This is a genomic window from Flavobacterium adhaerens, from assembly GCF_040045115.1.
Taxonomy (GTDB): Bacteria; Bacteroidota; Bacteroidia; order Flavobacteriales; family Flavobacteriaceae; genus Flavobacterium; species Flavobacterium adhaerens.
This window is the reverse complement of the sequence record NZ_JBDLZX010000005.1, coordinates 71,443-90,621: the sequence shown is the minus strand read 5'-3', so window position 1 is coordinate 90,621 and position 19,179 is coordinate 71,443. Positions and strand designations below refer to the sequence as shown.

General features: G+C 33.0%; 20 protein-coding genes. 13 read left to right on the top strand and 7 right to left on the bottom strand.

Annotated features, from left to right (window positions below; translation table 11 throughout):
- The first annotated feature begins 29 nt into the window (after window positions 1–29).
- Window positions 30–653, top strand: a complete 624-nt coding sequence (locus ABEB18_RS08420; RefSeq protein ID WP_348798822.1) for an IMPACT family protein — start codon at window positions 30–32, stop codon at window positions 651–653.
- A gap of 30 nt (window positions 654–683) precedes the next feature.
- Here ABEB18_RS08420 and ABEB18_RS08415 read toward each other — a convergent pair whose 3' ends face one another.
- Window positions 684–1,088 carry an acyl-CoA thioesterase gene (locus tag ABEB18_RS08415; protein WP_348798821.1) on the bottom strand — a complete coding sequence of 135 codons (405 nt, stop codon included), beginning with the start codon at window positions 1,086–1,088 and terminating at the stop codon, window positions 684–686.
- Between the two features lie 183 nt (window positions 1,089–1,271).
- Between ABEB18_RS08415 and dnaA the strand changes: the two genes are divergently transcribed.
- The 11 genes from dnaA to ABEB18_RS08360 all read left to right on the top strand — a co-directional run bounded on the left by dnaA (window position 1,272) and on the right by ABEB18_RS08360 (window position 11,791).
- Complete coding sequence (gene dnaA, locus ABEB18_RS08410; protein WP_348798819.1) at window positions 1,272–2,699, top strand: chromosomal replication initiator protein DnaA; 1,428 nt, start codon at window positions 1,272–1,274, stop codon at window positions 2,697–2,699.
- 4 nt (window positions 2,700–2,703) lie between these two features.
- Window positions 2,704–3,171 (top strand): low molecular weight protein-tyrosine-phosphatase, encoded by a 468-nt coding sequence (locus tag ABEB18_RS08405; protein ID WP_348798818.1) that lies wholly within the window; start codon window positions 2,704–2,706, stop codon window positions 3,169–3,171.
- Between the two features lie 104 nt (window positions 3,172–3,275).
- A complete protein-coding gene (locus tag ABEB18_RS08400) occupies window positions 3,276–3,998 on the top strand; it encodes an SAM-dependent methyltransferase (protein WP_348798817.1) in 723 nt (240 codons plus the stop codon).
- Window positions 3,999–4,076: 78 nt separating this feature from the next.
- The gene (locus ABEB18_RS08395) at window positions 4,077–5,204 is read left to right on the top strand and encodes a methionine aminotransferase (protein WP_348798816.1); all 1,128 of its coding nucleotides are present in this window, start codon (window positions 4,077–4,079) and stop codon (window positions 5,202–5,204) included.
- A gap of 156 nt (window positions 5,205–5,360) precedes the next feature.
- Complete coding sequence (locus tag ABEB18_RS08390; RefSeq protein ID WP_348798814.1) at window positions 5,361–6,242, top strand: SDR family oxidoreductase; 882 nt, start codon at window positions 5,361–5,363, stop codon at window positions 6,240–6,242.
- A 237-nt stretch (window positions 6,243–6,479) separates the two neighbouring features.
- On the top strand, window positions 6,480–7,247 hold the full coding sequence (locus ABEB18_RS08385) for a ParA family protein (RefSeq protein WP_348798812.1): 768 nt from the start codon (window positions 6,480–6,482) through the stop codon (window positions 7,245–7,247).
- A gap of 4 nt (window positions 7,248–7,251) precedes the next feature.
- Window positions 7,252–8,151 carry a ParB/RepB/Spo0J family partition protein gene (locus ABEB18_RS08380; protein WP_348798810.1) on the top strand — a complete coding sequence of 300 codons (900 nt, stop codon included), beginning with the start codon at window positions 7,252–7,254 and terminating at the stop codon, window positions 8,149–8,151.
- On the top strand, window positions 8,151–8,711 hold the full coding sequence (locus tag ABEB18_RS08375) for a DUF5683 domain-containing protein (RefSeq protein ID WP_348798809.1): 561 nt from the start codon (window positions 8,151–8,153) through the stop codon (window positions 8,709–8,711). Before ABEB18_RS08380 ends, ABEB18_RS08375 begins: the two co-directional genes overlap by 1 nt.
- A 45-nt stretch (window positions 8,712–8,756) precedes the next feature.
- The gene (gene dapB / locus ABEB18_RS08370; RefSeq protein ID WP_348798808.1) at window positions 8,757–9,464 is read left to right on the top strand and encodes a 4-hydroxy-tetrahydrodipicolinate reductase; all 708 of its coding nucleotides are present in this window, start codon (window positions 8,757–8,759) and stop codon (window positions 9,462–9,464) included.
- A 67-nt stretch (window positions 9,465–9,531) separates the two neighbouring features.
- Window positions 9,532–11,094, top strand: a complete 1,563-nt coding sequence (gene lepB / locus ABEB18_RS08365; RefSeq protein WP_348798807.1) for a signal peptidase I — start codon at window positions 9,532–9,534, stop codon at window positions 11,092–11,094.
- A gap of 73 nt (window positions 11,095–11,167) precedes the next feature.
- Window positions 11,168–11,791, top strand: a complete 624-nt coding sequence (locus tag ABEB18_RS08360) for a WbqC family protein (RefSeq protein ID WP_348798805.1) — start codon at window positions 11,168–11,170, stop codon at window positions 11,789–11,791.
- 33 nt (window positions 11,792–11,824) lie between these two features.
- On the opposite strand, the gene ABEB18_RS08355 is transcribed toward ABEB18_RS08360, so the two are convergent.
- The 6 genes from ABEB18_RS08355 to ABEB18_RS08330 form a co-directional block, all read right to left on the bottom strand.
- Window positions 11,825–12,871 (bottom strand): endonuclease/exonuclease/phosphatase family protein, encoded by a 1,047-nt coding sequence (locus ABEB18_RS08355; protein ID WP_348798804.1) that lies wholly within the window; start codon window positions 12,869–12,871, stop codon window positions 11,825–11,827.
- 71 nt (window positions 12,872–12,942) lie between these two features.
- A complete protein-coding gene (locus tag ABEB18_RS08350) occupies window positions 12,943–13,803 on the bottom strand; it encodes a rhomboid family intramembrane serine protease (RefSeq protein WP_348798803.1) in 861 nt (286 codons plus the stop codon).
- A gap of 40 nt (window positions 13,804–13,843) precedes the next feature.
- Entirely contained in the window at window positions 13,844–14,605 is a 762-nt protein-coding gene (locus ABEB18_RS08345) for a rhomboid family intramembrane serine protease (RefSeq protein WP_348798802.1), read from the bottom strand.
- Window positions 14,602–16,500 (bottom strand): DNA mismatch repair endonuclease MutL, encoded by a 1,899-nt coding sequence (mutL, locus tag ABEB18_RS08340; RefSeq protein WP_348798800.1) that lies wholly within the window; start codon window positions 16,498–16,500, stop codon window positions 14,602–14,604. Before mutL ends, ABEB18_RS08345 begins: the two co-directional genes overlap by 4 nt.
- A 339-nt stretch (window positions 16,501–16,839) precedes the next feature.
- Window positions 16,840–17,412: a 6,7-dimethyl-8-ribityllumazine synthase gene (gene ribH, locus ABEB18_RS08335; RefSeq protein WP_348798799.1), complete on the bottom strand. Its 573-nt coding sequence runs from the start codon at window positions 17,410–17,412 to the stop codon at window positions 16,840–16,842.
- 69 nt (window positions 17,413–17,481) lie between these two features.
- Window positions 17,482–18,258 (bottom strand): tetratricopeptide repeat protein, encoded by a 777-nt coding sequence (locus ABEB18_RS08330; protein ID WP_348798798.1) that lies wholly within the window; start codon window positions 18,256–18,258, stop codon window positions 17,482–17,484.
- A 539-nt stretch (window positions 18,259–18,797) separates the two neighbouring features.
- Here ABEB18_RS08330 and ABEB18_RS08325 point away from each other — a divergent pair.
- Window positions 18,798–19,145, top strand: a complete 348-nt coding sequence (locus ABEB18_RS08325; RefSeq protein ID WP_348798797.1) for a heavy-metal-associated domain-containing protein — start codon at window positions 18,798–18,800, stop codon at window positions 19,143–19,145.
- Window positions 19,146–19,179: the final 34 nt, after the last annotated feature.

Sequence of the window (19,179 nt, the reverse complement as noted above, 5' to 3'; positions counted from 1 at the left end):
ATAGTATTATTGATATTGCTTTTTGAAAAATGAAAGACACCTATAACACCATTGCTTTCGCTTCGGAAGAAACAGTATTTAAAGAAAAAAACAGTAAATTCTTTGGTTATGCTTTTCCAATCGAGTCCGAAAACGAAGTAAAACCCATTATCGAAAACTTAAAAAAAAAGCATCCTCACGCAGTTCATTATTGCTATGCCTATCAAATAGGAGCCGAAACCATTCAGTATAGAGCCAACGACGATGGAGAACCAAGCAATACAGCAGGCACACCAATATATGGGCAAATACAATCGTTTGGATTAACCAATATCCTTGTTGTTGTGGTAAGGATTTTTGGCGGAATCAAATTAGGAGTTGGCGGTCTAATATCCGCATACAAAACATCGGCTCAAATTACTTTGGAAACTTGTGAAATTATCGAAAAAACAGTTGATGTTACTTTTCAAATCACTTTCGATTACCTAAACATGAATAAAGTGATGCGCGTTATCAAGGAAAAAAAGCTTGAAATCGTTAATCAAGAAATGGAAATAAACAAAGACACCAACTTACCAATTGGAAAAATTGTAATAAAAACCAGAAAAAAAAATGCCGAATTGGTATTCGACACTTTTAGTTCTTTATTTGAAATTGACATAAAAAAACTCTAAATTCTCACTAAAAAGAACTCATTTTGACAATTATTCAAAAGATTTTAGTAGTTCTAAAATGTAATCTGGAGGAGCAGTTGGTTTACCCGTTTTTAACGACACAAAAACCAGTAAAAATTGGGCAGTTGTTAATAACTCTTTCGCTTCGTTATAAATGGCGCAATCAAATTCAATCTTCACCGACGTCTGACTTTTAAAAACTGTATGCACCGTTAAAAGCTCATCATAAACTGCCGATTTTTTGTAATTAATATTCATGTTTACTATTGGAAGCCCAATACCACTTTCTTCCATCTTTTTATATGAAATCCCTTTGTTTCTAAGCCATTCGACCCTTCCAATCTCAAAATAAGGAATATAATTTCCGTGATATACTACTCCCATTTGGTCCGTTTCAGAGTATCGAACTCTTACTTGAATTTGATGATCCTTCATTAATTTTGCATTAAAAATTTAAATTTAAAAAAGCTTCTTACAACATTTTTTTCAAAAATTATAACCGAAATTATTTTTTTTTACAGATAATTGTTCACATATTTGTTATCCCGATAAAAGGAAATTTTTCACCTCCTTTTTATAAGACAATAAGCACTATAATACAATAATTTAACTAGATATATGAACAAGACCGCACAATCAGTATGGGAAAACTGTCTGTCCTTTATAAAGGACAATATTCAAGATCAAGCATACAAAACTTGGTTTGAACCAATCAAGTCAGTTGAGCTTACCGATAATGCGCTATATATTCAAGTACCAAGTAAATTCTTTTACGAATGGTTAGAAGAACACTATGTAAAATTATTAAAAGTAGCCTTAACAAAAGAACTTGGTAAAAATGCAAAGTTACTCTATAAAATCAAAATGGAGAACACTTATGGCAACAAACAACCCTTTACAGAACAATTACCAAGTGCTAACAGAGGACCTGTAAAACCACAAGAGGTTGATGCTCCTTTCAAAAACCTTTCACCTGAATTAAAAAATCCATTTGTCATTCCAGGTATTCGAAATTTAAAAATCGAATCACAGCTCAATGCTAATTACAGTTTTGACAATTTCTTAGAAGGAGATTCTAATAGATTGGCACGTTCTGCAGGCATGGCTGTTGCCAACAAACCCGGAGGAACTTCATTCAATCCTTTACTGATTTTTGGTGGAGTGGGTTTAGGAAAAACTCACTTGGCACACGCTATTGGAGTTGAAATTAAAGACAAATATCCAGAAAAAACGGTTTTGTATATTTCTGCAGAAATTTTCACACAACAATATATTGATTCGGTTAAGAAAAACAACCGAAATGATTTTATTCATTTTTACCAATTGATCGATGTTTTAATCATTGATGATGTTCAGTTCCTTTCTGGAAAATCAGGAACTCAAGATGTATTTTTCCATATTTTCAATTACTTACACCAAAACGGAAAACAGGTAATTTTAACTTCGGACAAGGCTCCTGTTGACATGCAAGATATCGAGCAACGTTTATTATCACGTTTCAAATGGGGATTGTCTGCCGAGTTACACCAACCGGATTACGAAACTAGAATTTCGATCTTAAAAAATATTCTATACCGTGACGGTGTTGAAATGCCTGAAGAAATCATAGAATACGTAGCTCGAAACATCAAAACCAATGTACGTGAATTAGAAGGGGCTATTATCTCATTGATCGCACAATCTTCTTTCAACAAAAAAGAAGTAACTATAGAGTTAGCCAAAAGTGTTGTAGAGAAATTTGTTAAAAACGTAAAAAGAGAAATCTCTATCGATTACATTCAAAAAATTGTTTCCGATTATTTCCAACTGGACATTGAGACATTACAATCTAAAACAAGGAAAAGACATGTTGTTCAAGCAAGACAACTCGCTATGTTTTTTGCCAAAAAATTCACCAAAGCATCCTTAGCCAACATTGGTTCTCAAATTGGAGACCGGGATCACGCTACCGTATTGCACGCTTGCAAAACAGTTGATAATTTAGTTACAACCGACAAACAATTTAAAAAATACGTCGAGGATATCAATTCAAAATTAACTTTATAAAACAATGCCAATTAAAATTTTAATGGTTTGTCTAGGCAATATTTGCCGTTCACCATTAGCCGAAGGAATTTTAGCCTCTAAACTTCCAAAAAACAAATTCATTGTAGATTCTGCCGGAACAGGTTCATGGCATATTGGTCACGCTCCCGACAAACGCTCGATAGAAACAGCACAAAAGAATGGTCTAGACATCAGCAACCAAAGAGGCAGACAATTTTCGAAAATTGATTTTGAAGAATTTGACTACATCTATGTAATGGACAACAGCAATTACAACGATGTGATTCATTTAGCTCAAAATGACACCCAAAAAAACAAAGTTCAATTAATTCTGGATGCTGTTTTCCCAAATGAAAAAGTGGACGTTCCAGATCCTTATTACGGAATGGCTAATGGCTTCAATCAAGTTTACAAAATGCTTGACGAAGCATGCGATATAATTGCCGATAAACTTATCACCAAACACCCCTAAAATTAAGTATCGCTTATATTATTTTTAAATAATCCAAAAGAAGCCAAGTCCAATTTTTCAAACAAAAAAATTAAACTTCTCATTATAAAAATCGAAAAGCTCTTATGAAATCAACGCCTCCTTTTGGAAAATTATATTTAATTCCGACAACAATGGGCGATTGTGACCCAATGGATGTCTTTCCTCAAACTATAAAAAGAAGCGTAGATTTTATAAATCATTATATTGTCGAGAACGAAAAAACAGCTCGAAAATCGATTAAACTAGTAAGTCCAGAAAAAAAACAATCCGAGTTAATCCTTTTCACCCTAAATAAACGCACAGAGACCAGCGAACATTTAGACTTTATCAAACCTTTATTAGAAGGAAAAAATATGGGATTAATGAGTGAAGCTGGTTGCCCAGGTGTTGCCGATCCTGGTGCTGTGATTGTAAAATTGGCTCACGAAAAAGGAATTCAGGTAGTTCCTTTGGTTGGCCCTTCTTCTATCCTATTAGCCATGATGGCATCTGGAATGAATGGCCAAAGTTTTACTTTCAATGGCTATTTACCGATTGATAAAGATGAAAAAAAATCAGCAATTCGTCATTTTGAGAAATTATCTTATGACAAAAATCAATCCCAACTTTTCATTGAAACCCCTTATCGAAATAACAAATTAGTCGAAGATCTTTTGCAGATTTTAAATCCTTCAACCCACCTGTGCATTGCTGCCGATATTACATTACCAACAGAATTCATCAAAACATTAAAAGTTTCAGATTGGAAAAAATTAAAAATTGATATTGATAAACGTCCTGCGATTTTTATTATTCATAAAATGTAAAAACAATTGCTTCAGCAGAAACTTCAAGAGAAAACATAAAGCAGTTATTTTTACAATCTCTTTTAAATTCATTCATGCATGAGCAAACTACCTAAAATAACCACAAGCATCTTTACGGTAATGTCCAAAATGGCGACTGAATACAACGCAATCAATCTTTCACAAGGATTCCCAAATTTTCCTGTCGATGATAGACTAACCAATATCATATCAAAATTAGCAAAGAAAAATGTACATCAATATACACCAATGGCAGGCTATCCTCCGTTGATGAACAAAATTGCAAAGCTTACCCAGGATTCTTATAACAGGATAATAAATCCTGAAACCGAACTTCTCATAACTACTGGTGCCACTCAGGGAATTTTCACTTCAATTTTAGCATTAATCAAAGAAAATAACGAAGTAATTATCCTTGATCCAAGTTATGATTCGTACGAATCTCCTGTTTTACTCTGCAACGCTAAACCTATTCGAGTAGCATTAAATAATGATTACACTCCAAATTGGGGAACTATAGAAAAGGCTTGCTCTGAGAAAACTCGAATGATTATCATCAATAATCCGCATAATCCAACTGGAAAGATATTATCTGAAAGTGATTTTCTTCAATTAGAAAAAATCCTTTCCAAATATCCCGACATCATCGTTTTGTCTGATGAAGTTTATGAGTATATCACTTTTGAAGAAAAACACATTTCTGCTCATACCCGAATTATATTGCAAAATCGTTGTATAACAGCATCTTCATTTGGCAAATCTTTTCATATAACCGGCTGGAAAATTGGCTATCTCATAGCTCCAGAACACTTAATGACAGAAATCAAAAAAGTGCATCAGTTTTTAGTTTTCAGTGTCAATAGTATTTCACAAGCAGTAATAAGCGAATATTTAGACATTGTTAATGTAAAAGACTTAGGTAGTTTCTATCAAGAAAAAAGAGATTATTTCAGAGAGTTATTAAAAAACAGCAGATTTGAATTGATGCCGTGCAAAGGAACCTATTTTCAAGTAGTTTCATACGCAGGTATTTCAAATGAAAACGATGTTGATTTCTGCAAACGCTTAATTACAGATTACGGTGTAGCAGCTATTCCTATTTCAAATTTTTATGCTGATGGAAAAGATTTAAAGTTAATCCGATTTTGTTTTGCCAAAGACAATACAACTTTAGAAGAAGCAGCCAAAAGACTCTGCTCAGTTTAAGCCTATTCAACCCCCTTCTCTCCCCACCCCACACAACTTCTTTCAATTAAGAACTCACAAAAATTCTGGTTTTGAAGTCCTACCTCCATAAATTAAATTTAGTATGCGTGCATAATTTTTAATTTTAGTACATTTACAATTCAAAACAAAAAAGATATGAATTATACCGATAAAATGTTAAGAGAAAACGCATTACAAGGTAAAACCATTGTAGTTACTGGAGGCGGAAGCGGATTAGGCAAAGCTATGACTAAATATTTTCTAGAGTTAGGAGCCAAGGTGGCCATCACTTCAAGGGATTTGGATAAATTAAAAAAAACAGCTGAAGAGCTTGAAACCGAAACTGGAGGCATCTGCTTACCAATACAATGCGATGTTCGTCATTATGAAGAAGTCGAAAACATGTTGCAAGAAGTTTTCAAAAACTTTGGCAAAGTCGATGTATTACTAAACAATGCAGCTGGAAATTTCATTTCACCCACAGAGCGTTTATCAGCAAATGCCTTTGACACCGTAATCGATATTGTTCTAAAAGGAACTAAAAATTGTACCCTAGCATTTGGTAAACACTGGATAGACACCAAACAATCTTCAGCAACAGTTTTAAATATAGTAACTACTTATGCATGGACAGGTTCTGCCTACGTTGTTCCAAGCGCCACTGCAAAAGCTGGAGTTTTAGCCATGACCAGAAGTCTTGCAGTAGAATGGGCAAAATACGGAATTCGAACTAATGCAATAGCTCCAGGTCCGTTCCCTACTAAGGGAGCTTGGGATCGACTACTTCCAGGAGATCTTTCGGAAAAATTTGATATGTCAAAAAAAGTGCCTTTAAAAAGAGTTGGAGACCATCAAGAATTAGCCAATTTAGCAGCTTATTTAGTTTCGGATTTTTCGGCCTACATCAACGGGGAAGTTATCGTAATCGATGGAGGCGAATGGTTAAAAGGAGCTGGACAATTCAATTTACTGGAAGCAATTCCAGAAGAACTTTGGGACCAATTAGAGATGATGATTAAAGCCAAAAAGAATCGTTAAAACAACTAAATAAATCGATAAACAACATAAAAAAAACAAATAATTCAGATAAAAAACACTCAAAAAGAGAACCTATTTGGTTCTCTTTTTTATGCTATCCCGTATAAAAACAGACACAAACGTAGATATTCATCAAAATATAAGGTCATAACTTAAAACTATTTGTTTTTGTTAACAAAATACATTTTCAAAACCCATAAATAATTGTATTTTTACCATTCAAAATTTAGAAAATAAATGGGCAAAATCATAGCGATTGCGAATCAGAAAGGTGGAGTTGGAAAAACAACGACTTCTATCAACTTAGCTGCTTCACTTGGTGTTTTAGAGAAAAAAGTATTACTAATAGACGCTGATCCACAGGCAAATGCCACATCAGGTTTAGGTATTGATGTTGAATCTGTTGAGATTGGAACATATCAAATTTTAGAACATACCAATACACCTACAGAGGCGGCGATTAAGTGTTCTTCTCCAAATGTTGATTTGATACCGGCACACATTGACCTTGTTGCAATTGAGATTGAATTAGTTGACAAAGAGAATAGAGAATACATGCTTAAAAAAGCATTAGAAAGCGTAAAAGATCAATACGATTACATCTTGATTGATTGCGCACCATCTCTGGGTTTATTAACCCTAAACGCCTTGACCGCTTCGGACTCAGTTGTTATTCCAATTCAGTGTGAATATTTTGCATTAGAAGGATTGGGTAAATTATTGAATACGATTAAAAGTATTCAAAAAATTCACAATCCCGATTTGGACATTGAAGGTTTATTATTAACAATGTTTGATTCGAGATTGCGTTTATCGAACCAAGTGGTTGAAGAGGTTCAAAAACACTTTAATGATATGGTTTTTGAAACTGTAATTCAACGTAATGTAAAATTAAGTGAAGCTCCTAGTTTTGGAGAAAGCATTATCAACTATGATGCAACTAGCAAAGGAGCTGTTAACTACATTCATTTGGCCCAAGAAATTATAAAGAAAAATAGTAAATAGTTGTATGTCAAAAGCAATAAAAAAACAAGCCTTAGGTAGAGGTTTATCAGCATTATTAAAAGATCCAGAAAACGATATCCAATCGGTTGAAGATAAAAACGCTGATAAAGTTGTCGGAAATATTATAGAGCTTGAAATTGATGCTATCGAAATAAATCCATTTCAGCCCCGTAGTAATTTCAACGAGGAATCACTACGTGAACTTGCCACCTCTATCAAGGAATTAGGGGTAATTCAACCCATTACCGTTCGCAAATTAGACTTTAATAAGTACCAGTTAATTTCTGGAGAGCGTCGTTTACGTGCTTCAAAACTAATAGGACTTACTACAGTTCCTGCTTATATTCGTATTGCAAACGACAACGAATCATTAGTAATGGCTTTGGTAGAAAATATTCAACGTCATGACTTAGACCCTATAGAAATTGCACTTTCGTACCAACGTCTAATTGATGAAATTCAGTTGACACAAGAACAAATGAGTGAAAGAGTTGGAAAAAAACGTTCAACTATTTCTAATTACCTAAGACTTTTAAAACTAGATCCAATTATTCAAACAGGAATACGAGACGGTTTTATTAGCATGGGACATGGTCGTGCTATCATCAATATTGAAGATCATGACGTTCAAACCGATATTTATCAAAAAATAGTAAGCCAAAACCTTTCGGTTAGAGAGACTGAAACTTTGGTAAAAAACTATCATGAGAGTCTTAAACCAAAACCCGTAACTCCAACAAAGAGTGCTTCTTTTGAAATTAACACTGAAGACATTAGCACTTTTAACAACTATTTCGGAACCAAAATAGATGTTAAAGTTGCAGGAAATGGCAAAGGAAAAATAACCATTCCTTTTCATTCAAAAGAAGACTTCAACAGAATTATAAAACTAATTGAAGGGTAGTGAATAAAATCATATTCATAGGTCTATTGCTTTTTCTTTTTGGAAACGCAACCATTTTTGCACAAGCAAAAAAAGAAAGCGTTGCACAACCACAAGACACATTAAAACTTGTAGAAATAGACCCTTTGACTCCCGCAAAAGCAGCATTTTATTCGGCTATTTTACCGGGTTTAGGTCAAGCATACAACAAAAGATACTGGAAAATTCCAATTGTTTACGGAGCAATTGGAACCAGTTTGTATTTTTATGTTGACAATAAAAAGAAATACCACGAATACCGAGATGCTTACAAAGGTCGCTTAGCGGGGAATCCTGATCCAAAATACGACTATCTTACAGACACTCAATTAATTTCTGCACAAGAATTTTACCAAAGAAACGCATCTCTATCTGGACTTTTTGTAATTGGTTTTTATGTTCTAAACATTATAGATGCCAATGTAGATGCGGCATTATTACAATTCAACGTCAATCAAACTTTATCGGTAAAACCAGAAATTACCCCAGATGTTGTAACATTAAAGTCAAACTTTGGACTAACACTTAACTATCGTTTTTAGATTCGATAATATTCGATTCTTTTTAAAAAATCAAAAATATACATAATGAAAATTGCGCTTTTAGGATACGGAAAAATGGGTAAAGTAATCGAAAGAATTGCTTTAGAAAGAGGACACGAAATTGTTTTAAAAAAAGACGAATTCAACACTTATGATGGACTTGAAACAGCCGATGTTGCTATCGATTTCAGCGTCCCTTCAGCAGCCGTAAGTAATATTTCAAGTTGTTTTAATACAAATGTCCCTGTAGTTTCTGGAACAACAGGTTGGTTAGAACATTATGACGAAATGATTGCGCTTTGCAAAGCTACCAACGGTGGTTTTATTTCGAGTTCAAATTTTAGTCTTGGAGTAAACCTTTTCTTCGAATTCAATGAATATCTTGCCAAAATCATGGCTCCATTTGAGCATTACAAAGTAGATATGGAAGAAATACACCATGACCAAAAACTTGATGCTCCGAGCGGTACAGCTATTTCTCTAGCAAATGGAATTATTGAAAACAGTAATTACAAAAGCTGGACATTAGAACAAGCAAAAGAGAATGAAATTCATATAGAAGCTGTAAGAACTGGAACTGTTCCTGGGACTCACATTGTGACTTATAATTCTGAAATAGATTCTATAGAGATTAAACACACGGCTCATAATCGTGAAGGTTTTGCATTAGGAGCTGTGATTGCTGCCGAATGGCTTGCGGGCAAACAAGGGATTTATTCTATGAAAGATGTATTGAATATAAATTCAAAATAATCATAAAAAATAAAATTGATTTCAAGATTTTCTAACTTCAATTTTTTAACATCAAATATTTAAAATTATGACTTTATATTTTTGGTTTGTTTTTTTCTTAGCAGTACAAGTAATTCACTTCTTAGGAACATGGAAACTATACGAAAGTGCTGGACGAAAAAGTTGGGAAGCTGCAATACCTGTTTACAACGCTATCGTATTGATGAAAATAATTGGTCGCCCTACTTGGTGGACTTTCTTGCTTTTTATCCCAATAATCAATTTGATCATGTTCCCCGTAATTTGGGTAGAAACCGTTCGTAGTTTTGGAAAAAAAACAACTTTAGATAGCTTCTTGGCAATAGTAACTTTAGGCTTTTACGTTTTTTACATCAACTACTCACAACCGATTAACTACATAAAAGACAGAGATTTAAACCCTGAAAACAAAACTTCTGACACTATAAGTTCTTTACTTTTTGCGATTATTGTAGCAACAATTGTACACACCTATTTTATCCAACCTTACACCATTCCAACTTCATCATTAGAAAAATCATTATTAGTTGGAGATTTTTTATTTGTAAGCAAAATGAATTATGGAGCAAGGGTTCCAATGACAACTGTAGCAATGCCAATGGTACACGACACTATCCCATTGACAAAGAAAAAATCGTATTTGAATTGGCCTCAATTGCCTTATTTGAGATTTCCAGGTTTTCAAACTATAGAAAGAACAGACATTGTTGTATTCAATTGGCCTACTGATACCGTTTATAAATTTAGAGATCATTCTGGACTTAGAGTTGACAAACCAATTGATAAAAAATCAAATTATGTAAAACGTTGTGTGGGAATCCCTGGCGATAGTTTAGCTATAAAAGACGGGATAATATTCATCAATGGTAAAGAATTAATTTTGCCAGAACGTGCAAAACCTCAGTTTTCATACAAAATTGTTTTAGATGGCAAAACACCTATCAATTTTGAAGCATTATTTAGAGACATGGATATTACCGATGGTATCAACTATATCAGTCAACAAAAAGACACAATTGGAATTGCTGCCTTGACATTTGCAAATGCTGAAAGATTAAAAAATGTTCCAGGAATAGTTAATGTAATTCGCAATGTTTCTCATACTCCAGAAACGGGACAATATGGTGTTTTTCCACATACTAAATTATGGAATCGCGACAATTACGGACCAATTTATATTCCACAAAAAGGAAAAACAGTAACCATAAACTTGCAATCTTTACCTTTTTACCAAACAATCATTACAGATTACGAGAACAACACTTTAGAAGTAGAGGGTAACAAAATTTTGATTAATGGCCAAGTAGCCACGACCTACACTTTTAAGCAAGATTACTATTGGATGATGGGAGACAATCGCCATAACTCTGAAGACAGTCGTTATTGGGGATATGTTCCTGAAAACCATATTGTAGGAAAACCAATCTTTATCTGGCTAAGTTGGGATACAAACGGAGCTGGTCTTAACAAAATAAGATGGGATAGGGTGTTTACCACTGTTGACGGTGAAGGACAACCACAATCTTATTTTAAATATTTTCTAATTGCACTTGCTGCATTCTTTGTAGGAGAGTATTTTTGGAAAAAAAGAAAAGCCAAACAAAATATTTAAGTTAAAAAGTTTAAAGTTTGAGAATAAAAGTTAACAAAACATCCCAAACTTTAAACTTTAAACATTTTAAAAAATGGATATTATACTACACCCCTCCTATTTCCCATCTATAAGTCAATTTGCAGCTATGGCGCAAGCTGATAACATTACGTTTGAAATGGAGGATAATTTTCAAAAACAAACTAACCGTAATCGTACTTATATCTATAGTCCAAACGGAGTTCAGTTATTGAACATCCCAATCAAACACTCCAATACACATCACCAAAAAACAAAAGAGATCAAAATAGAACAAGAATTTGACTGGCAAAAACAGCATTTCAAATCCTTAGAAGCCGCATACAGAAGCTCTCCTTTTTTTGAATATTTTGAAGACGATTTGCTTCCTATTTTCCAAAAAAAACACACCTTCTTAATGGATCTTAACATGGAAGTTCTTGAAATTGTGTGTAAATGCCTGAGAATAAAACTTGATTTCAACACTACAAACGAATACTTTCACGAAATTTCAAATCCAGAAATTGTTGATTTTCGTTATTTGATAAATGGAAAAAAAGACAAATGTGTTTTTGAACCCTACCCTCAAGTTTTTGATGACAAACATGGATTCCTGAACAACTTAAGTGTTCTTGATTTGTTGTTTAATGAAGGAAAATTTGCAATGGATTATTTAAAAAATCAAACGCTCGTTAGATAAAACAAGCGCCACCAAACACAAAAAAATTTCATACTATTCCATAGATAGCTTTGCCATTATAGGATAATGATCTGAGTTTTGAAATTCAGAAAAACTTTCAAATTGTTTCACTTCCATAGTTTCATCGGCAAAAATATAATCGATTCTGGCAGGATAATATCTAAACTTATATGTGGCCCCAAAACCAACACCAGCCTCTTCAAAGCTATCTTTAAGTTTTCCTTTGATATTGCGATATACATACGAAAAAGCACTGTTATTCATATCTCCACAAATAATTATGGGGTATTTACAATTTTTTTCATGTTCCTTAAAAATAGCCGCTTGTTCTTGTTGCTGTTTAAAGGCCTTACTAATTCTAGTATAAAGATATTTGGATTTTTGTTGATCCATAGCATCAATATTCTCTGAAATTTCATTCACATCAGGAGAAATTTTGATTGATTGTAAATGCATATTATAAACCCTAATAATATCTTTCCCTTTCTTTATATCGGCATAAACAACATTATTATTAGAATGAGGGAATACAATATTTCCTTGCTCTATAATAGGAAATTTAGAAAAAATAGCTTGTCCTGTTTTAATTTGATTGCCCTCCATTAAAACATATTTATAAGGGTAAACTTTAAGATCTATTTTGGCTGAGTTAGAAAACTCCTGAATACACAATATATCAGGATTCTGTGTATTGATAAATTCTAAAATTACATCGGGAATATCGTCTCGATCCAACCATTTAAACACATTAAATAATCGCACGTTATAACTCATCACAGTAAAATCTTTATCGCTTTCAGTATGTTGTTTGGCAGAGAACTTATAAAATTTGTTAAAAAAAGTAATTCCAACCAACAGAACCAATCCTGATAAAATCATTCTTTTTTTTAGCTGTAGCATCCAATAAAGAAAAAACAACCCATTACCTAAAAAAAAGGCAGGCATAAACAGGGTTAGTACAGATAAAGAGGGGAAAATTTTGGGTGCCAAAAAAGGGAGTAAATAAGCAATGAATGTTAGCACTATAAGTACCAAATTCAAAAGATACATTCCTTTATTAAACCATGAAAGGTTCTTCATTTTTTAATGTATTTAGAACTTTTAGCTTCAAAAGCTCTCGATTTACAGTATAATATTATTATAAAATTAACCTATTTTCCTGCATGAAACAAGAATTCTTTTTCCTCTTGGTTCAAGCTATCGTATCCAGACTGGCTAATTTTATCTAAAATCTCATCGATTTGTTGTTGTTTTTTATCTTTGACAACTATTTTAGAAACAGGTCTTTCGATTGGCTTTTGATAGTTTTTATGGACTTTTTTAAAAGGTGTTTTGGGTTTTCTAAAAAGATTGGCAAAAAAATCAAAAACAGTAGTAACTCCTTTGCTTAAATCAACTCCGTTTTGAAGCAATTTCACATAAACAAATCCAAAAAAAGCACCGGCCAAATGTGACAAATGTCCCCCTGAATTCCCTAAACGAAACTGCATTAAATCTAAAATTAAAATTACGGCTGTAACATGCCACAATTTGACGTTACCCACCAATAATAATCGCACCTGCATCAGTGGACTGTAAGTGGTGGCTGCAACCAAGATAGCCATTATTGCTGCTGATGCTCCTACAATTGAACCGCTTAATTGCATCAAATTAAATCCCAAAACAAAAATTAATCCTGCAAAAATTGCACTCAAAAAATAAAGTCCTAAATATTGTTTAGTCGTAAAAAAAGTCAGAAATAAATAACTCGCAAAATTCAACACTATCATATTAAAGAATATGTGTAAAAATCCATCATGAAAAAAAGCATAAGTCAAAAGAGTCCAAGGCTTAAAGACCAATGAAGACACATCAGATGACAATGCTACCCAACTAGGAAAAGCAAATTGCCCAACAGAATATTGATAAAAGAAAATTAAGGATCCTAAAAAACAACCTATATTCCAATAGATCATTTTTAGGGCAATGCCTCCAGATCTATATTGCATTTTCAAATCATCTAGAATATTCATACTCTTAAATTTTTCAAACAATTAAACATTTTGCCAAAAACTAGTTCCAACGATTATTATTAAACTGTGTTTTTTTCCAGTACCACATCATCAAATATCCTGTTACAGCACCACCAATATGAGCGAAATGAGCTATTCCTGTACTTCCTGCACCAAAAATGGACTGTCCTTTGAATCCTAAAAATAAATCAATAAGCAAAATTCCTGGTACAAAATATTTTGCTTTTATAGGAATTGGAATAAACATCAAAGCCAATTCGGCATTAGGAAACATAAAAGCAAAAGCAACTAATAATCCATAAATAGCTCCAGATGCCCCAACTACAGTTCCAATATAGGTTCCTATAAATTCTTGAAAATCAGACTCAGACAACAATTGTTGCCAATGAGGATTAAAATTTCCATCAGCCAAAACTTTTAAAATTTCATTTTTAGCATACCCATTTTCTACCAAAATATTGATGGCATTTTCAAAGAAATAATAGTTAACCCCTGTATGTAATAATGCAGCTCCCAACCCGCAGGAAATATAAAAAAACACAAATTTTCGACCACCCCAAAAATGTTCTAATGCCGAACCAAAAGAATACAAGGCAAACATATTAAAAGCAATATGCATGATATTTGGCAAAGAAGCATGCATAAACATATGTGTAAAAATCTGCCAAACATGAAAATCAGGATTCTCAAAAAAATGCAAAGAAAGCATTTTATAAGCTGGTTCGCCAACAATCATTGATCCAATATAAAAAAGGATATTAATGATTAACAGCTGTTTTACGGTAGGTGTGATATTCATCATAAAGCAAATTTTTTATCTAAATCTTCCACACGCATGGTGATGAAAGTAGGTTTTTGAAATGGTGAAACATTAGGATCTTTGCAAGCAAAAAGTCCGTTTACAATATTCTCTTGTTCTTTTTCGGTTAAATACTCTCCTGTTTTGACGGCCAAACTTTTGGCCATTGATTTAGCAATAGTATCATTTTGACTAAAGCTATTTTCTGGGATTCCGTTATGCAAATCACTCAATAATTGTTCTAATACTGCAGCCACTTCGCTCTCGGTGCTATTTACAGGAATACCAGAAATTACGATATGATCTGAATTTGATTCTTCAAAAACAAAACCTGTATTCACCAACGATTGTTGCAATTCAGCAATGAGCTCCATTTCGGTAGTCGAATAAAACAAATTGATTGGGAATAACAATTGCTGACTCGAAGCATGCTGAACAGTCATATTCAATAAAAATTGTTCGTACAAAATACGTTGATGTGCTCTATTTTGATCTACAATCACCATTCCTGATTTTATAGGAGAAACAATATATTTTTTATGAATTTGATATGTTTTTTGAACCGCTTGCTCTACTTCTTCTTCATCAAATAATGACGAAGTTACTTCTTCATTCTCAAAAGCAAATTCATTGTTCTCGAAAGTTAATTCATTAGTTTCTACAGTAAAATCATTTCCTCTGGAAACAATACTAGTATCATTTTTTACTTCAGAATACAAACTTTCCCAACCAACAGATAATTCTGTTTTTTTATACGATGGATAACTTTTTGCAGGCGCAGTTTTTTCTTCGGAAAAAGGGTTAAAATTCCTATCAATTTGAATTGTAGGAACTTCAACCTCCATATTTTTATAATGATAAGGAGTATCGAGATTTGCATCTCGATCAAAATCCAAAACAGGAGCGACGTTAAACTGTCCCAAACTGTGCTTAATAGAAGCCCTTAAAATAGCATACATCGCACTTTCGTTATCAAACTTGATTTCGGTTTTTGTTGGATGAATGTTAATATCAATCGTATTTGGCGGAACCGTTAGATACAAATAATAACTCGGTTGAGAACCATCTTTCAAAATCCCTTCATAAGCAGCCATTACAGCATGATGTAAATACGGACTTTTTATAAATCGATCATTGACAAAGAAAAATTGTTCTCCTCTATTTTTCTTTGCAAATTCGGGTTTACTCACAAAACCTTGAATAGTCATCATCTCGGTTTCTTCGGTAACGGGAACCAATTTTTCGTTGGTTTTACCTCCAAAAAAATTAACAATACGTTGTCTTAAACTCGACGGAGGCAGATTATACATATCATTTCCGTTATGATAAAAGGTAAAATGTATTTTGGGGTGAGCCAATGCTACTCTTTGAAACTCATCAATAATATGACGATATTCTACTGTATCTGATTTTAAGAAATTACGACGAGCCGGAATATTAAAAAATAAATTTTTAACCGCAAATGAAGTTCCTTTAGGTAAAACTGCCACATCTTGTGATATAAATTTACTCCCTTCTATCACAATATGTGTCCCTAATTCTTCTTGGTCCAATTTGGTTTTCATTTCCATGTGAGCAATCGCTGCAATAGAGGCTAATGCTTCACCTCGAAACCCTTTGGTATGCAAAGAAAACAAATCTTCGGCTTGACGAATCTTTGAAGTAGCATGTCGCTCAAAACACATACGAGCATCGGTAACATTCATTCCGCAACCATTATCAATCACTTGTACCAATGACTTCCCGGCATCTTTGATAATCAATTTAATATCAGTAGCCTTAGCATCAACAGCATTTTCCAGCAGCTCTTTTACAACCGAAGCTGGTCTTTGTACTACTTCACCAGCAGCTATTTGGTTCGCAACATGATCTGGAAGCAATTGAATTATACTCGACATTGAAAAATTTATGATTGTAGATTAACGTTTTTTGATTGCTGATTTCTAAATTTCCATTTAAAACCAAAGAATACAAATTTAAACAATTTCTGTTGTTTTTTCTCAGTTTGTTATTCACAAATAAGCAAATTCACTAGTTGTGCTAACCCTTTAAAAACTAACATCAAAATCATTTCTCAGCACTAGAAACAACTCTTATGGTTTATTTTTTTAACTCAAATAATATCAAATATAGTAATTAAGAGAGTCTATTAAAATAGAACTCATCACAAAAAAAACATAAAAAAACCTATACTATTCAAGAACAGTATAGGTCTAAAATATTTTAAAAAATGTTTTTTACTCTTCTATTTGTAAAGGTAAATTCTCTATTTGTAATGCACCAGATGACAACAAATGTTGACTATCGATAACATGGGTCAATGAAGCTTGTTGGCGTATATATGCCATTTTTATAGCTGCTATAGCTGCTTCGGTTCCTTTGTTTCCGTGAATTCCACCGCTCCTATCAATTGACTGTTGCATTGTATTATCAGTCAATACACAAAAAATAACTGGAATATCCGTTTGCACGTTTAAATCCTTTATTCCTTGCGTTACCCCTTCGCATACAAAATCAAAATGCTTGGTTTGTCCTTGAATCACACATCCAATAGCAATTACAGCATCAACGTTTTGAGTTTGAAGCATCTTCTTTGAACCATAAATCAGTTCAAAACTTCCAGGAACATTCCAACGAATAATATTATTAGGAAGTACTTCATTATCCAATAAAGCTGCGTGGGCTCCATTGTATAGTCCTTCGGTAATTACATCATTCCACTCAGAAACAACAATCCCAAAGCGAAAATCTTTCGCATTTGGGATTGTTGTTTTATCATACTCAGATAAATTTTTATTTTCGGTAGCCATCTTTATTTTAGGTTTTAGATCGCAGATTTTAGATTGCAGAAAACTGCTATCTACCTTCTGCCAACAAGATTACTGTGCCAATCCAATCAAACCATCTACTGCAGCAGCTTCAGGTGTGTTTTCAAAATTATCTTTAATATCTGTAAAATATTTCAAAGCGTCTTCTTTATTTCCTAAAGTCAAAGCCACTTTTCCTGCTTTCATTAAGAAACGAGGAGTAGTAAAATTATTTTTGCTAGCCTCAACTGCTTTTACATAATATTCTAAAGCTTCTTTTGGCTGATTTTTCTCAGAATAAGCATCGCCAATAGCTCCTTTAGCCAAAGCATTCAAAATAATATCACTTGAACTAAATTTACCTAAAGCTGTAATAGCTTCATCAAATTTACCAGTATTTAAGAAAGCAATACCTGCATAATAATTTGCTAAATTTCCAGCAGCAGTTCCTGAATATTCTTCGGCAATTTTTATAAAACCAAATTTACCTTCAGATCCATTTAATGCTAATTTATACAACGAATCACTTGCAACACCATTAGTTGCTTTTTCAAAATTAGATTGAGCAACAAACATTTCATTAGCAGCATCATCCTCTTTTGGGTTAACAATAAATTTTTGATAAGCAAAATAACCAACAGTTATCAACGTAATAGCTCCAACAACTCCGATTATGATTTTTTGATTTTTAGCAACCCAATCCTCAGTTCTAGAAGCTGTTTCATCTAATTTAGAAAAAACCTCAGCTGTAGCGCTGTCTTTTTCATCAATCATTACATCTTCAATCGCATCGTCTTTAACTTCCTTTTCTTTTGGTGTTTTATATCCTCTCTTATTGTAAGTAGCCATTTAAAATTTAATTTAGTGAACGGCAAAAATAAAATTTTTATTCTAATGCACGTAAAAAATTTGAATTTTATCTTAATTTTTAGAAAAATATTCATCAGCCCCCATTTTTACTACGAAAACAAGCACGAGGTTTTTGTTCTAAAACCATCAAAGATTGGACAAAAAGAGCTTTTTTAGCAATTAAAACCAAATGCTTGCTATCATTTTAAACAATGGTTTAAGACATCACAAACCTTTATAGTATTCTTTACAAATAGTCGTCTGAGCCTGAATTTCTAAAACAAAAAAAACACCAACATCTTAAATTTTCGAAGAAAAACAGGAACAAGTCCTCCAGAATTTCGACCTAAATCATGGTCGTATTAATGGTTTTGATAAATATGTTCAAGGCGTTCCAAAAACAGCAAAGATGACTGACGAAGAATTTATTCTATAAAAAACAAACTCTGTTTATGAGTTGTCACACCGATTCACTCTTAACTTTTATCTCCCTAGAAATCTATAGTCAATTTTTTTTTATATTTGAAAAAAAGAAAAAAATGAAACACATATTATATACACTCCTATTTGGCTTACTAACTTTTTCTGTTTCGGCTCAATCCAAAAAAAACCAAAAAGCAGTCATAAAAACTGTTTTAAACTGTGATCATTGCAAAATTTGCGAAACCTGCGGAAAAAACTTTCAAAAGAGTCTTTACAAAATAAAGGGCGTAAAAATGTACGAACTAGACGAAAAAAACATGACCATTACTGTTTACTACAACGCTGAAAAAACCGATTTACAAACCATCAAAACTACAATTTCAAAATTAGGGTATGATGCAGACGATATCAAAGCAGACAGCCAAGCTTATGAAAAACTGGACGATTGCTGCAAAAAAGCCTAAAAAACTTTCGATTAAATCTTAAATAACCCAAAAA

Bases quoted from the DNA above. Each gene is read 5' to 3' on its own strand.
- ABEB18_RS08415 (WP_348798821.1), bottom strand. From the start codon at position 1,088: ATGAAGGATCATCAAATTCAAGTAAGAGTTCGATACTCTGAAACGGAC.
- ABEB18_RS08420 (WP_348798822.1), top strand. From the start codon at position 30: ATGAAAGACACCTATAACACCATTGCTTTCGCTTCGGAAGAAACAGTA.
- ribH (WP_348798799.1), bottom strand. From the start codon at position 17,412: ATGGCTACCGAAAATAAAAATTTATCTGAGTATGATAAAACAACAATC.
- lepB (WP_348798807.1), top strand. From the start codon at position 9,532: ATGACTTTATATTTTTGGTTTGTTTTTTTCTTAGCAGTACAAGTAATT.
- dapB (WP_348798808.1), top strand. From the start codon at position 8,757: ATGAAAATTGCGCTTTTAGGATACGGAAAAATGGGTAAAGTAATCGAA.
- mutL (WP_348798800.1), bottom strand. From the start codon at position 16,500: ATGTCGAGTATAATTCAATTGCTTCCAGATCATGTTGCGAACCAAATA.
- ABEB18_RS08355 (WP_348798804.1), bottom strand. From the start codon at position 12,871: ATGAAGAACCTTTCATGGTTTAATAAAGGAATGTATCTTTTGAATTTG.
- ABEB18_RS08385 (WP_348798812.1), top strand. From the start codon at position 6,480: ATGGGCAAAATCATAGCGATTGCGAATCAGAAAGGTGGAGTTGGAAAA.
- ABEB18_RS08330 (WP_348798798.1), bottom strand. From the start codon at position 18,258: ATGGCTACTTACAATAAGAGAGGATATAAAACACCAAAAGAAAAGGAA.
- ABEB18_RS08345 (WP_348798802.1), bottom strand. From the start codon at position 14,605: ATGATGAATATCACACCTACCGTAAAACAGCTGTTAATCATTAATATC.
- ABEB18_RS08405 (WP_348798818.1), top strand. From the start codon at position 2,704: ATGCCAATTAAAATTTTAATGGTTTGTCTAGGCAATATTTGCCGTTCA.
- ABEB18_RS08350 (WP_348798803.1), bottom strand. From the start codon at position 13,803: ATGAATATTCTAGATGATTTGAAAATGCAATATAGATCTGGAGGCATT.
- ABEB18_RS08395 (WP_348798816.1), top strand. From the start codon at position 4,077: ATGAGCAAACTACCTAAAATAACCACAAGCATCTTTACGGTAATGTCC.
- ABEB18_RS08400 (WP_348798817.1), top strand. From the start codon at position 3,276: ATGAAATCAACGCCTCCTTTTGGAAAATTATATTTAATTCCGACAACA.
- dnaA (WP_348798819.1), top strand. From the start codon at position 1,272: ATGAACAAGACCGCACAATCAGTATGGGAAAACTGTCTGTCCTTTATA.
- ABEB18_RS08390 (WP_348798814.1), top strand. From the start codon at position 5,361: ATGAATTATACCGATAAAATGTTAAGAGAAAACGCATTACAAGGTAAA.
- ABEB18_RS08380 (WP_348798810.1), top strand. From the start codon at position 7,252: ATGTCAAAAGCAATAAAAAAACAAGCCTTAGGTAGAGGTTTATCAGCA.
- ABEB18_RS08325 (WP_348798797.1), top strand. From the start codon at position 18,798: ATGAAACACATATTATATACACTCCTATTTGGCTTACTAACTTTTTCT.
- ABEB18_RS08360 (WP_348798805.1), top strand. From the start codon at position 11,168: ATGGATATTATACTACACCCCTCCTATTTCCCATCTATAAGTCAATTT.